This window comes from Pseudomonas sp. 1176_21, from assembly GCF_052850635.1.
Window position 1 is genome coordinate 396,642 of record NZ_VXCV01000001.1, and the last position, 13,080, is coordinate 409,721.

Annotated in this window: 9 protein-coding genes; 2 read left to right on the forward strand and 7 right to left on the reverse strand. The window is 60.9% G+C overall.

The genetic code is table 11. The annotated features are described in order from the left end of the window. Positions 1-24: 24 nt before the first annotated feature. The 7 genes from FW760_RS02105 to FW760_RS02135 all read right to left on the reverse strand — a co-directional run bounded on the left by FW760_RS02105 (position 25) and on the right by FW760_RS02135 (position 10,322). Complete coding sequence (locus tag FW760_RS02105) at positions 25-1,044, reverse strand: radical SAM protein (protein WP_446443540.1); 1,020 nt, start codon at positions 1,042-1,044, stop codon at positions 25-27. Beyond that, positions 1,044-1,934: a JmjC domain-containing protein gene (locus FW760_RS02110; protein ID WP_185061928.1), complete on the reverse strand. Its 891-nt coding sequence runs from the start codon at positions 1,932-1,934 to the stop codon at positions 1,044-1,046. The genes FW760_RS02105 and FW760_RS02110 overlap by 1 nt, the downstream gene beginning before the upstream one ends. Before the next feature lie 11 nt (positions 1,935-1,945). Further along, positions 1,946-3,166, reverse strand: a complete 1,221-nt coding sequence (locus tag FW760_RS02115; protein ID WP_157811394.1) for a hypothetical protein — start codon at positions 3,164-3,166, stop codon at positions 1,946-1,948. Between the two features lie 20 nt (positions 3,167-3,186). After that, entirely contained in the window at positions 3,187-3,357 is a 171-nt protein-coding gene (locus FW760_RS02120) for a hypothetical protein (protein WP_157811395.1), read from the reverse strand. A 169-nt stretch (positions 3,358-3,526) separates the two neighbouring features. After that, positions 3,527-7,846 (reverse strand): AAA family ATPase, encoded by a 4,320-nt coding sequence (locus tag FW760_RS02125; protein WP_446443541.1) that lies wholly within the window; start codon positions 7,844-7,846, stop codon positions 3,527-3,529. Between the two features lie 5 nt (positions 7,847-7,851). Beyond that, entirely contained in the window at positions 7,852-9,432 is a 1,581-nt protein-coding gene (locus tag FW760_RS02130) for a hypothetical protein (RefSeq protein WP_100632663.1), read from the reverse strand. Positions 9,433-9,449: 17 nt separating this feature from the next. Then, positions 9,450-10,322: a helix-turn-helix transcriptional regulator gene (locus FW760_RS02135; RefSeq protein WP_043863996.1), complete on the reverse strand. Its 873-nt coding sequence runs from the start codon at positions 10,320-10,322 to the stop codon at positions 9,450-9,452. 1,156 nt (positions 10,323-11,478) lie between these two features. Between FW760_RS02135 and FW760_RS02140 the strand changes: the two genes are divergently transcribed. After that, entirely contained in the window at positions 11,479-11,790 is a 312-nt protein-coding gene (locus tag FW760_RS02140) for an nSTAND3 domain-containing NTPase (protein WP_116053771.1), read from the forward strand. A gap of 94 nt (positions 11,791-11,884) precedes the next feature. Next, positions 11,885-13,051, forward strand: coding sequence for a hypothetical protein (locus tag FW760_RS02145; RefSeq protein WP_116053774.1), 1,167 nt, complete (start codon positions 11,885-11,887; stop codon positions 13,049-13,051). The last annotated feature ends 29 nt before the right edge of the window (positions 13,052-13,080 follow it).

The following is a 13,080-nucleotide window of genomic DNA, read 5'->3' on the forward strand; positions in this document are numbered from 1 at the left end:
CCAGCGCAAGCATCACCTCTGGCATCAGATGTTGAATGCCGGTATTGCACCACGTGCTGCCTGGATCTGCGGACACCGGGGGTCGGGCTCTCCCAGCTCGCCGGTATGCTGGTAGCCGCTACCCAGGCAGCCACCGTTGCATACGGCAAAGTAGCGGCAGCCCTGACAGGTGGGATGCTCCACCTTGATCTGCAGTGGCTGGGCAAGAATGGCCGATAGCGGTTGTTGGTACAGGTTGCCCATGGGGTGGGCCTTGAAGCAGGTGCAGGAGCACACGTCGCCATTGGGGTAGATATAGACCTTCGCCGTCGCAGCACCGCAGTTTTTTGTGGTGATGGTTCGGCCAAGTTCGGCGATGTCGTCGTCACCCAGCGCTTGCAGCCGACTGAAGTCGTACATTGGAAACGCCAGGATGCGCGTTTTGTAGGGCTGCTTGCGCAGCGCATAGACATGCTGGTTCCAGGCCTGGCTGCAGACCTCCATGCCTGATGAGGCGCGCCCTGCGTAAGTTGCCCGCTTGATTGCGATATGGGTCAGTTCAAGGTCATCCAGCGGTTGAATGAACTGTTCGATGCGCGCGAAAAAATCGAGGTCGATGACGGTCGCCGACACACTGCACGAAATGCCTTGTGCCCGCAGCCTGGCGAGTGTGCGCAGCGCGCGCCTGTAGGTGCCGGCCCCACGCACCAGGTCATGTTCGGCTTCTGTACCATCCAGGGATATCTGTACCGAGAGTGACGGCTGCCCGGCCCATTGCTCCAGGATGTTCTGCTTGTAGAACGACGTCACGCCGTTGCTGTTGATCTTGGTCTGCAGTCCGAGCGCAAGGCTGTGCCGCAGAATGCTGTCGAAATGGCGATGCAGCGTGGGCTCTCCGCCCGTGAGCAGCACCAGGCTATGCGCATGGTCCTGGCGGATCTGCGACAGCGCGTCGAGGATCATCGCCTTCTCGGCGGTTTCGTCGCGATAGGGCGAAGAGTCGCGGATACAGTGGCTGCAGGCCAGGTTGCAGCGTTCGGTCAGTACGAAATAGAACTGTTCCATCATTCAAGCTCGAGATAGGGCCGTGCGTGCAGGTCGAGGTCGAAGTCTGCCTGCGAGGTGGCGCTCAGGTGATCGACCAGGGCCTGCACCGGCGCCTGTTGGATGGGCGAGGTCGAAGGTTGGAACGGTTGGCGCACGTAGGTTTCCAGCAGTGTGGCGAAGTTCTCATCCTGCTCCTGGCGCACCAGCCACTCCCTCAAGGTCAGTGGGTACAGCCCCACAGCCAGGTGCGCCGAGTGCCGGGCTTCGGTACGAGTGAAGTGCCAGAGGCCGCGAGGGCAATAGAAGACATCGCCCTGTTCGAGCAGCACCGAAGACCAGCCGGTGGCAGCCGCATCGATTGCAGGAACGCGCTGATGACGGATGGCCTTTGACAACACATGCTGTTCGTCGCGGTAGTACCAGCGTTTGCTGCCGTGGATCTGCAGCACCAGTACATCGTGCCTGTCGAAGTGAGGATTGACGCCTCGCTGGTTGGCGGCGGTGTAGTAGCCGTTCATGCCGATGCGCGTATTGAGTTCCGAGGCGAGCGTATCGGTGAAATTCTCCAGTCGCGCACTGTGTTGCTGGATGTTGTCGAAAACCAGCGTGCCGCCGCGGGCAATCGCGTGCAGCATCTTTTTCTTGTTCAGCGTGTTGTTCTGGTTGTTTGCATAGCGATCCACATCATCGATCAGATCGTATTTGTGAATGGTGTTGTTGTGGTTGGTGATGCGCACCTTCGGGTACAGCAAGGTGTTGCTGTTGAGAATCTGGTTGAAGGCCTGCATATCCAACAGGCTGGAAAATTTCTGCGGGCTGCCCTTGATGTGCAACGCAGCGCGATCGAAGTATTCATCCAGAAACTGCTGCTGGCTGATGTGTTCGAAGATGAAGTTGAATAGGGTCATGGGGCAGGGCTCTACCTGGGCTTGTTTATGAGCGTGATACCTGAATCGATCAACTTGCCAAGTTGCGCGGGCGGCAATTGGTCTTCGATATGACTGATATCGATTTCCACCAGCGCGGGCAGCTCGAACAGCCAGTCCGGCAGGCGGCGTATGTGAGTCCGGGCAATGCCCAGACAGCGCAGATGACGGGCCTGGGCCAACTGCTCGGGCAGTGCCTCGACAGGGTTGGCTCCCAGGTTGAGCCGCTCGATGTCCAGCTGATCGACCGGCCAGTCGATATGTCGAAACCTGTTGCGATAGAGGCTCAGGTGCTTGAGGCGACACCCAGCAGTGGCGGGCCATCGCAGCTCCCGCAGACTGTTCTTGTACACCAGCAGGGTATCGAGCCCGGGGGGTGCAGCGGTGAGGTCCAGAGTCTGCAAGCTGTTCGCCCCCAGGCCGAGCCATTTGCAGCCGGGAAACACCGTGGACGCGCTCTGCAGGCTCATGCAGTTGCTGCCCAGCTCTGCCGCCAGCACGCTGGGGATGGCAGGCAGCCGGGTCATATCGCTGTCGCACAACCGTGCCCGATTGAGCTTGAGTGTGCGGGGGGTCAATGCCCGGATGGCGTGAAAGATATCGTTCAACCGCGCTCGGGGAGTCTCGAGTAGCAGGCTCGACCCATTCTCTTCGTCATCGAAGTCGAGCAGCTTGCGGTCGGGGGCCCACATGGGGGGCCTGCCGGTGAGCTGCGCCAGATGGTCCCACGCTTTGCAGGGGGCTGTGCTGCCTGCTTGCAGTTCTGCGGCGATGAGCGATGCAATGCGTGCCGGCGTGTCGCTGTCCAGCTTGATGGGCAGAATCTTCAACCCACCGAGAAAATAGAACAGCTTGCGCAACTTGATGTGGATGGGGTGGTGTGGGGATACGAATTCATCCGATACATGACGATCGCCCTTGAGGGTGACAAAAATGCGTCGGCCCGCCAGGCTCCGGGTATCGCGCCAGTGCCGCAGGCTCAGCAGGTGTTCGTCCGACAGGTCGTTATCGCCCAGGATGGGAAGCACCAGCACGATGGCTGCAGTAGAGGGTGTGTCCGGGTGCCTTGCACATCCAGCAGCGCCGGTATCGAGTGTATCGATACGCTGGTGCACAGGATGTCCAAGGGCTTCAAGATGCGCCCCGAGGACGCCGGGCAAAGCGGCGGCCGACGACAAGCCTGAAACGATCTGCAAATCAACTGACATTGTCATTGCCGCCACCGCCCTTGGCGTCAGTCGCGCAGTTCCTTGTCGCAGTGATCCGCTTCTTTCCACAGGCCGAACATGGCCTCGAAGTCACTGAGGGTACCAGGATCCAGCTCGCTCAATTTCAGTGCCGGGCGCTTGATTTCGGTCATCGAGTCCAGTGCCGGGGATTGAAGTTCAACTGTTTTCGATTGCATCACGAGTGTCCTTTATCGGATTGGGCGGGGTTTAACCGCACGATGCTAGGGGTAATACTTTCCGTTGGCAACAGAGGGGCCTGTCGAGCGGAAAGTTCGTTTGCGCAGGTTGCAACATAGCGGCAACCTGCGCGAATAGGTTGCTCGGAAGATGCCACTCGGGGAGGGCTCAATCTTCCTCGCAACTGTCGAGCATCTCTTCCACGGTCTGGCGGGTGTCGTCGTCCAGCCCTTCGATCAACCGCGCCCTGACTGCATCGCTTACGCGGGTGCTTCCATAGCGCAGGGAAACCAGGATCGACAGCCTGACCTCTGTGTCCGGGTCGCTGGCCAGGGTCAACTGCACGTCTTCTTCACTGGGCATGGCCAGCAGGCCAAACAGCCTGTTCGCCAGTTCCTGGCGGACCTTGCTGTCCTTGTCCCTGGCCAGGATCCGCTGCGCCTCTGGGGTGAGCTGATTCATGTAGCTGGATGACTCCACCAGTTTGAGCCTCACGCTTGCCAGCGCGTTCTGGGCCAGCAGCGCCTGGGTTGCGGGAGACAGCCGGCGGTTTTCAGCCAGCGCCAGATGCACGCTGCTTTCCTCGTCGCGCAACAGCTGCAGTTGTGCTTCCTCGCACAGGTCACCTCCATTCCAGTCCTTGTTGCCCCTGGCCAGTGCGATGCGCACGCAGATCTCGTCGTCCTTGGCCAACACCAGTTGCGCCGATGGTTTGAGCTTGGGGTAGGTAGCCAGCGATTCGCGGATGTCCTGTTCGACGTCTTGTGCCAGGATCTCCTGGGCCCGCGAATGCAGGGTGAACATGAAGTGGCTGTCACGTTCTATCAGGCGCGCACGCACGGACTCGTCCGGGTCGTTGGCCAGCAGCAGTTGTGCGGCTGTGCCGACGTGTTGATTGGCGGCCACGGCGAAGCGCACGTTGACATTCTTGTCCTGTGCCAGCTCCAGTTCCATGTCGCGATCCATCCACCAGTCGCGCAGCAGTGCGATGCGCACGTCGGGTTCGGGGTCGCGCAGCAACTGACGCAGAATGTCGCTGTCGACGGCCTTGTTGGCGGCCAGTCGAGCTCTGACCTTGGCGCTCTTGTGCGCCGCCAGGGCCTCTTGCACGGGCCTGGTCAGCGTCGAGTTGTCGGCCAGCGCTTCGAGCAGGGGTTGCGCCTGTGCGCCTTCGGCCAACAGGTCGGCCTGCAGATGAGCAGGCAGCTTGCCTTGCGCAGCCAGCACCAGCTTTTCCTTGCCTGGAGGCTGCTCCTGCCCGCTCACGGGCGATTGTTGCGCGCCCATGTAACCAGAGAAGATCATGCCGATGGCCCTTCCTACCGAATCACTGGCCTCGGTTGGCGCTGCTGTTTTCGTCTGGCAGATCAGGGTCATCAGGGTTTCACCGATGGCCGTGTTTGCTGCCAGGGTTTGGCGGACGTGCTCGCTGCCGATCTTGTACAGACGCAGGCACTGTGCCTCGCTCAGGTGGCGGTTGCCGGCCAGGGCGCGTTGCACCGCTTCCACGTCGCCGATCAGCTTGTCGGCGACCGGCCCGGCCAGCGCCGGGTTGCTTGCCAGGCGGGTTCGTACATCGATGTTGCTGTCATCGGCCAGCCGGGCTTGCAGCGGTGCTGTCACGGCCTGATTGCCCGCCAGCGCACACAGGGTCTGCGCATCGCCTCGTTCCAGCAGGCGCTGCTGGATGTCAGTGCCGAGGGCGGCGTTTTCCGCCAGTTCCTGCTGGATCTCGGGCAGGTCACCGGCCAGTTGCTGCTGCACGTCATCCAGCAGGTCTGCTACGCGTGCCAGGCATCTGCGGACGTCGGTGCTTGGGTCTGCTGCCAGATGGCGCTGCACGCTTGGCTGTACCGTGTCGCGCCAGCGCACCAGACGCTCGCGCACATCGTCCTGCTCATCGTACATCAGTGCCTCGAGGATCTGCTCGGCCAGGTGGTCGTTGCCTGCCAGCGCCTCGCGCACGTTGGGCTCGGGGTCCTTCAGCAGCCGCGCCTGCACCTCGACATTGAGCGCGCTGTTGCCTGCCAGAGCGCGACGCACGTCCTCCGATTCATGCTGGCTCAGGCCCATCTGCAACAAGGCGGACCCCAGGTTGGTGTTGCCAGCCAGGCTTGCCTGTACCTCTTCTACGTCTGTGGTCAGGCATTGCAGGGCGGCGCTGGTGAGGTTCGGGTGGTCGGCAAGAATGCGCCGTACCTGCAGGCTCGGGTCCCGAGCCAGCAGCAACTGGGCAGGGGCACCCAGGTTGTCGTTGCGTGCCAGGGCCTCGCGCACATCAGGGTCGCATTTGACCAGCTCCAGTTGTACCGCGTCGGGGAGGGCGGTCGCGCCTGCGCGGCGGGCCAGCGCTTCGAGTACATCCTGGTCTTCATCACGGGTCAGCAGCAACTGCACGGTTTCGCTCAGTTCGTCACGCCGAGCCAGGCGCTCGCGTACCTCGAAGGAAGGATCGCGGGCCAGTTGTTCCTGTACCTCGGGATGCAGGTTGTCGTTGCCGATCAGGTAATCGCGCACGGTAACGGCTGTGTCCTTGGCCAACTGTTGTTGCACGACCTTGCTCACGGCCTTGTTGGTCGCCAGTGCCCTGCGTACCAGCGGCTCCTGATCCGCCAGCAGACGTTGCTGCAACGATTCGTCGTCGGTTCTTTTCGCCAACTGACGGCGTTGCTCGGCGTCCAGCTCGAGGCGTTCGAACTGCGCCGCTATCAGGTCATGCGGCGCGTGGGCATGCAGGCAGGCGAGGTGCAGCAGGGCGCGATCGAAGCCGGGTTGGCCTTCTTCGATGTTGATCCGCAGCGTCAGCAGCTTTTCCGGGCAGTTGGGGTTGCCGTAGGCCGCGGTGCGAACCTTGGCGTCGGTATCGCCGACCAGCCTCTCCAGCAGGTCGTCAGGGCAGTCTTCATGCCGGGCGACTTCCTCGCGGCGCAGCGCATTGTGGTTTTCGGCCATCTGAATCATCTGCGCCACGCTCAGGCCGTCGCTGGCTGAAGCTGGCTTGAGCTTGAACTTCTCGAACAGCTCTTCGTACTTGGCCACCTGATCGCGCAGGGTTTCACGCAGCGGCACGGTCAGGTCGATGGCGGCTTCGAGGTCTTCGAATTTCAGCGGGCGACCGTCCAGAAAGGCGGTTTCGCGTGCTTCGTTGATGGCGTTCTGGATGTCCGCCCCGGCGTAGTCGCGGCACTGGGTCACCAGCTTGCTGCGCTGCGCGGGTTCGAGCTGCACCGTCTCACCCTTGAGGTGGATATCGAGAATCGCGCCGCGCTCGACCGCATTCGGGAAGCCCACATAGAACACTTCGTCGAAGCGCCCCTTGCGCAACAGTTCCGGCGGCAGGGTAGCGATGTTGTTGGCGGTGGCGATGACGAACACTGCGCCGGTCTTCTCCTGCATCCAGGTCAGGAAGTAGCCGAACAGCCGCGACGAGACTTCGGAGCCGCTGCCGCTGGTCAGGCCGACGAAGGCTTTCTCCAGCTCGTCGATCCACAGGATGCACGGGCTGACCGACTCGGCCATGCTCAGGGCTCGGCGCATGTTGTGCTCACTTTCCCCGACGTACTTGCCCAGCAGCGAGCCGATGTCCAGGCGCAGCAGCGGCAACTGGAACAGGCCGGCGGCGGCCTTGGCAGTGAGCGACTTGCCGCAGCCGGGCATGCCGGCGATAAGCACGCCCTTGGGCGCCTGCACCCGCGCGTCACGCGCTTCGCCGAGGCGACGGAAGATCTGTGCGCGGCGGCCCAGCCAGGTCTTGAGGTTTTCCAGGCCGCCGATGTCGGTGGCGTTCTCGTTGACCCGCAGCATTTCCAGCACGCCGCTTTTGGCGATGATCTGCTCTTTTTCATGCTGGATCAGTACCAGGGCGGCATCGTTGATCTGCTCGTGGTGCTGGCGGACCATCGCCAGTGCCGAGCGGATCTCTTCCTGGTTCAGGCCGCTGCACGCTGCGTGCAGGCGCTGACGCAGGCCCTCGGGTACCAGCAGGTCAAGCTGCTGGCACACCGCTTCAAGCTGGCTGGTGATTTCCTCGCCCCGGGGCAGCGGCAGGGGCAGCAGGGTGATCTGCGCTTCGATCTGCGACGGAATGTGCAGGGTCTCCGAGACCAGTACCACCGCCGACGTGCCGCGATGATGGCGCTGGATACGGTTGAGCAACTGCTTGAGCCGAGCCACCGCCAGCGGCTGGTTTTCCAGCGCACTGCGGGCGTCCTTGATGATGAACAGCTTGTGGTCCAGATCGTCGTCCAGCAGTGATGGCAGGCTTTCGGCCAGGTCTGTCCTAGGCCCCTGGCTGCCCCGTGGCTGCTTGTTGACGAAGTCCACCCAGCCATAGCCCAGGTTCCATTCCTTGGGGTGCATGCCCAACTGGCTCGCGACATCCTGCAGCATGGTATCGACCCTGGCTTCTTCGCCGGAGTGGATGTACAGCCCGGGATAGCCGGCGACCAGATGGGATTTGATCTTGTCCTTGAGTTCGAGCAGGTTCATGGCAGTCACCACAGGGACAAGAGGCTGGAGGCGAGGTTACGCAGGCCGCTGCCCACCGATTCGAGTGCACGGCCTGTGCCTTCGAGCACCACGGCCGCGACCCGGGTAGCCGTCCTGGCGACCGACTTGCCGGCTTCGTACACCACTTCGCCGATCTGCCCGCCGGCGATACCACCGGCCACGCCACCGACAAAACCCCCAATGGCCGTACCTGCCGGGCCGAACACCGTACCCAGCGCTGCACCCAGCGCCGCGCCCTTGGTTGCACCAGCGATGGCCATGGTGGTGGTTACCGTGGTGTTGCCGATGGCGTCGATGGCCTCTTCGCCGGTCAGCTCGCCCTTGCCGAACTTGTAGAGGACCTTGGCGTTCTGCAGACCGACGCACGCGATGTTGGTGATCAGCCCGGCCGGGGTGTTGCGCAGCGCCGCGCCGAGCCAGCCGTTTTTCACTGCCACCACCACGGCACCGGAAACCGCCACTTGCGCAGCGGTGTTGGTGCCGGCGCGCAGCGAGCTCTCGAAGAATTCCTTGAGGTCGTCCTGGCTGCTGGGGTTTTCCCGGCCGTTCAACCGGTTCCAGAAGCGCCGCGCCAGAATCCGCGTGCCCTGCATGCCCACTGCGATGCATGCGCCCATGACCGCCTGCTTGCCGATCTGGCGGGCGATGGTGGCGCGGTTGGTGTCGTTCCAGTCGTACTGGCGCGACTCGGCTTCCTGCTGGGCCTTTTCCTGCAGCTTGCGGGCTTCTTCCTTTGACAGCGGGCGGGATTTCACGCCATCGGCTTCGATCACCTCCGCGCTGTCGGGCACGTCCGCACCTTGGCCTTCGGGTACCAGCGGTTTCTGCCCTTCGTAGTCGCCGCGGTTGAGCAGCTCTTTGGTGGCGTCGGCATCGGCGCCGTACTTGGCCTGGTACTTGCCGACCACATTGCCGTTGCCGTCGACGATCTCGATGTCCACCGAGTTCGCTTCCTGGGAGCCCACCACGCGGGCGCGGTAAGGGCTGCCCTTGCTGACGGCGTCGATGTTGAACGTGTCGACGTGGTGCTGCTCGGCAATCAGGCCGTTGAGGTGCGGGCTGCGGTTGATGTCACCCTTGAGCGTGGTGACCATGTCCCGTGCGTTGGTCGTGGCATCGGCCAGCGCCTTGTCGATGTGTCCGGCGTACTGACCCACGTGTACCGAGCCGGAGAGGCCCGCGTTCTTCTCGATTTCGCCGGCCAGCCACGAGGCCTTGCTGCGGCCCTTGTCCATGTGCGCGTGCAGCGATTCGCGGGACTGGTTGAAGGCCACGGTGGAGGCGATCACCTGCTGGCTGGTGCTCAGCAGTTCCTCTTCGTTGCTCCACAGATGCGGGTACTTGCGAAACTCGTCGCTCAGCCATTGGTCCAGCGGCTTTTCACCCCGCGCGTTGCACGAGTCGACGAAGGAGGCGACCACCGCCGTGGTCTTCTCGCCGTTGCTGCTGTCGCCGTCGAACAGCTCGGCCTCGAGGTAGCGGGCCTGATCCTGATTGACCTGCTCGAAGTCGATGCTGTCGTCCCGGTTGTAGTCGTCGCCCAGGGGCTTTTCCATTTCGGTCATGTCAGTCGTCCTGCTGTTCAGTGCAAGTAGTCGGTGAGCTCGTCGCGCAGTTGCTGCTGCAACCAGGCGGGCTCGAGAATGCGTACATGGGGGATCCAGTAGCGGATGATCGGCAGCAGCTGGTTCGGGTGATTGACCCGGCAGCGCAGCAGCAGGCGACCGTCGGCCTGCTGCTCGATCAGTTGCTGGTGCGGCAGCACGTTGCGCCGAAGAAAGTAGTAGGCGTTGCTGGCGGCGACCTGGACGGTGACCTCGAGGCGGTCTTCGCCGAACCAGATGTCATCGTCGCTCTCGATCTGCGCCTGGGTGGCCGGGTCGGCAACAAAGGATTCGTCCAGCACCTGCAAGGCATCGATACGGGCGAAGGCGAAGCTCTTGAGGCGACCGTCTTCGGTGGCGGCCAGGTACCAGATGCCCTTGTTGTGGATCAGCCTGTAGGGCTCGATTCGGCGTTGCTTGCCGGTGTAGTTCAGCTGGCAGCGGCGCTGTTGCTCGATCGCCCGTCCCAGCTCGCGGAAGTCGCAGCTGTCCGGGCGTTGGGCGGCGAAATGCCCGTCGCGTACCAGGAAGCTGGTGGGGCCGGGTTTTAGCAGGTCCAGCCAGGAGCGTCGGTCGTTGGCCGGGAACAGTTGCTCGACACCGCTGATGCGGGCGAAGGTCTGCAGGTCGGCGGGGGACAGGCTGCTGCGGTGATGGCGGGCCAGTTGGTAGACCCCGTTGGCGCCGGGCTCGATCACATCGCCCAGACGGTTGAGGTCACGGTAGATGGTGCGCTCGCTGACCCCGAAGCGCTCGGCCAGTTGCAGGCGGGTAGGGCGCTCGCCGCTTTGCAGCAACCGCAGGGTATCGGCCAGGCGCAGGGCCAGGGTGTCGTGATCGGTGGCCGCCATGGCGGGTCCTTGTCGATGGGCTTGGCGGCGACTCTAGCGAGGACGACTGACAGGCTGTGTCAGTGGCACTGACACGATTAGAGCGCCTCTGCCGGGAAAAATGTCGACAATAACCTGAATGGTGGCTTGGGGCCATGTTTTGCGGGGTTTGCTGGGAGGCCGGTCTGTCAGAGGCTATCAGGGTCGCCAAAAAACATTTTGACTTGGCTCTAGGGCGGTAGTTTCAGGTCATAAAAAACTAATGATGCCCCCAGTTTTGCCCCCAGTTACACAGGGTGCGAGAGCGCTCGCGAGCGGCGATTTCTCACGAACTCCAGCATGGCAGTTGCTGGCTTTCGGTGTAACTCCTCATTGGATCTGGAGGGAGGGTGCATGGCTCATCAAGGACAAGCTAATCCGCTCTCGCTCGAGAGCAGCGACTCCGATCGGCTGTGTTCGACCAAATATTTGCATCCGCGTAATTGGTTTACTGGGCTTGGAGGCTTCTACGAAACCAGGGGGCGATTCACTGGGCGCCAATCATTGTTGATAGACCCCCTCGTCAAAAGGCACCTGATTAGGGCGCCTTGCGGGTGATTGCGCTAACTGATGTTCGAACATTATTGCTCAACTCGGCTCATGCGACTCAGAGGGGCTCGTACCATCTGCAGATCTACGTGAGTGGACGCCAATGTTCAGAGGGCCGGCAACACCCTCCAACGCGCTCCGTCCCTCTCGTGTTGCTACGAGGGCGACACCTTCGCCCTAGAACTGATCTTGGTTTACGTCCTGAGGGGCACCATCACGCCACCAGATAAGTCCTGCGACGCAGACACCGTTCCTGTCGAGGTAGTGCATCCAATTGCCCTGATCATGCCGCCATTCCAGGTAGTGCAGCCATTCGGGGCACAATACCAGCACATCATCAGAGTAAGTTGGGATACCGCTGATGGAGAGGCGGCCGACAATGCTCTCTGATGGTTCGTCTAGAGCGCATATGCCATCAATCCACAGTGCCGGGGGAAGGGCGCGTCCTGTGCTTGCCCAATAAGCTTCCTCGACATAGAACGGAGCGCGAGCACGCGTCATCTCAAGATTTTGTCTGATAAGACGCCAATAAAAATGAGTGATTTCTGCGATAGCGGAGTCCCCGTCATCGATTATGGCCATGTGTGCGATGGATAAGTGGGGAAGTAGGGTGTTGAAGCTGGAAAAGCCCGAGCAAATTCGAGATCACTGGAATACGGACGAAGCATCGCAGTTCATCTGGGTTGATGACGCCTTTGGGGCGATGCAGTACGAAGCCGACCTGGTGATGGAATGGAACCGGATACTCCCAGCGCTCTCGACGATGATCCGAGCGGGCCATCGGGTAGTCCTGACTAGCCGTGATTACATCTACAACAGCGCACGGCGTGATCTTAAGAGAACGGCATTTCCTTTGATCGAGGAAAGGGCAGGCCCGTGTTTGTGCAGAGACTCGATGTAATGCCTCATGTCATGAAGGGGGTGTTTGACGTATGGTTCCATCAGGATTGGATGATTGCTGCCTGGGATGGCTTTCAGGGGAACAAGGAGTGGTGATGAAAATGCTGTCCAAAGCTGTTGCCAGCAAGCTTGAAAATTTTGCGGCGCCAAAGCGTGGTGATGAATTTGAAGATCTCTGCCTAGATATTTTTGAGCACGTCCTGAGTAAACAAGGGTTTCCCATCATCGGGGGCCCTTACTCACGGATCGTTGCACGGGGTGTCAGTGGCGATTCACAGGGTGGTGTGGACATTTATGATCCGGCGACTCTGGCTGCAGCCCAGTGTAAAAACCAAGGAAAGGTTTACGTCTCCCATCTTGAGGATGAAGTTCAGAAGCTTCAGAGCTTTAGTAAGCCGGTTGCCCACTACATCTTTCTGTTGAGTCGCGACGGCGTGCCCAAGGCCTTGCAGGATTGGGTGGATGAGGCCAATCAGCGCAGGACGAATGCTCGTTCAGATGACGCTAACGCTGCCTCTGAGGTGGGTGTGGCTGTCCCCATGCTTCACATCATGGGGTGGAGGGAACTCAAAGGATATTTGTTTGCGAGTAATTTTTTGATGTGGAAGTGGGGGGTGGCTCACCCCGTGATCCATCAGTACCCCTATCTCCCAACGTTGGATGTGAGCTTCTTGGCTGAGACCATGGACGCGCTCAGGAACAAGCTGGATGCGCTGCCGAATAGACGAGACTCCAAAGACGCTGTTGAAGGACTCTTGCGTTCTGTTGATGCTGAGGGACTTGTCAATCTGGTCGCAGACTCAAAAGTTGAGCGAGAGGTATTCGATGGGCTCGGGGAGTTCATCGAAGAGTTTTGGCGCGCTGTACGGGTGGCCAAAACCTACTCGGTTGCGGTGAAAGACGTAGACAGTCAAGATCCCATCATCATGGAGCAAGGCTTTGCTTTGATGAATGATCTAGCACGTTACTTGCCCCGGATATCTGCTCTGCGGTACCTGCGGCCGGTGTGCAAAGCGAGCGAAGCGCTGTTGAACGTTTTCAGGGATGAGGATAGCTATGACTGGGAGCAAGTCGTTGTCGAACACCAAGGCATGGAAGTCGAGGAAGATGGCGACAGCACGATGCTGTTCAACTTCGAGCATGAGGACTGGACCAGTCCTTACTTTGTCGATCCTGAGCAAGTGAATAGCTTGATCAAGGACATCGTTGAAGGGGTTGAGCATGCAAGGCGGGCAATCGTGGACGTTAGAACCGTTGAATGAGATGTGGGAGGCCAGTGCTGCAGATACAG

Bases quoted from the DNA above. Each gene is read 5' to 3' on its own strand.
- FW760_RS02105 (WP_446443540.1), bottom strand. From the start codon at position 1,044: ATGGAACAGTTCTATTTCGTACTGACCGAACGCTGCAACCTGGCCTGC.
- FW760_RS02110 (WP_185061928.1), bottom strand. From the start codon at position 1,934: ATGACCCTATTCAACTTCATCTTCGAACACATCAGCCAGCAGCAGTTT.
- FW760_RS02115 (WP_157811394.1), bottom strand. From the start codon at position 3,166: ATGACAATGTCAGTTGATTTGCAGATCGTTTCAGGCTTGTCGTCGGCC.
- FW760_RS02120 (WP_157811395.1), bottom strand. From the start codon at position 3,357: ATGCAATCGAAAACAGTTGAACTTCAATCCCCGGCACTGGACTCGATG.
- FW760_RS02125 (WP_446443541.1), bottom strand. From the start codon at position 7,846: ATGAACCTGCTCGAACTCAAGGACAAGATCAAATCCCATCTGGTCGCC.
- FW760_RS02130 (WP_100632663.1), bottom strand. From the start codon at position 9,432: ATGACCGAAATGGAAAAGCCCCTGGGCGACGACTACAACCGGGACGAC.
- FW760_RS02135 (WP_043863996.1), bottom strand. From the start codon at position 10,322: ATGGCGGCCACCGATCACGACACCCTGGCCCTGCGCCTGGCCGATACC.
- FW760_RS02140 (WP_116053771.1), top strand. From the start codon at position 11,479: ATGGATAAGTGGGGAAGTAGGGTGTTGAAGCTGGAAAAGCCCGAGCAA.
- FW760_RS02145 (WP_116053774.1), top strand. From the start codon at position 11,885: ATGAAAATGCTGTCCAAAGCTGTTGCCAGCAAGCTTGAAAATTTTGCG.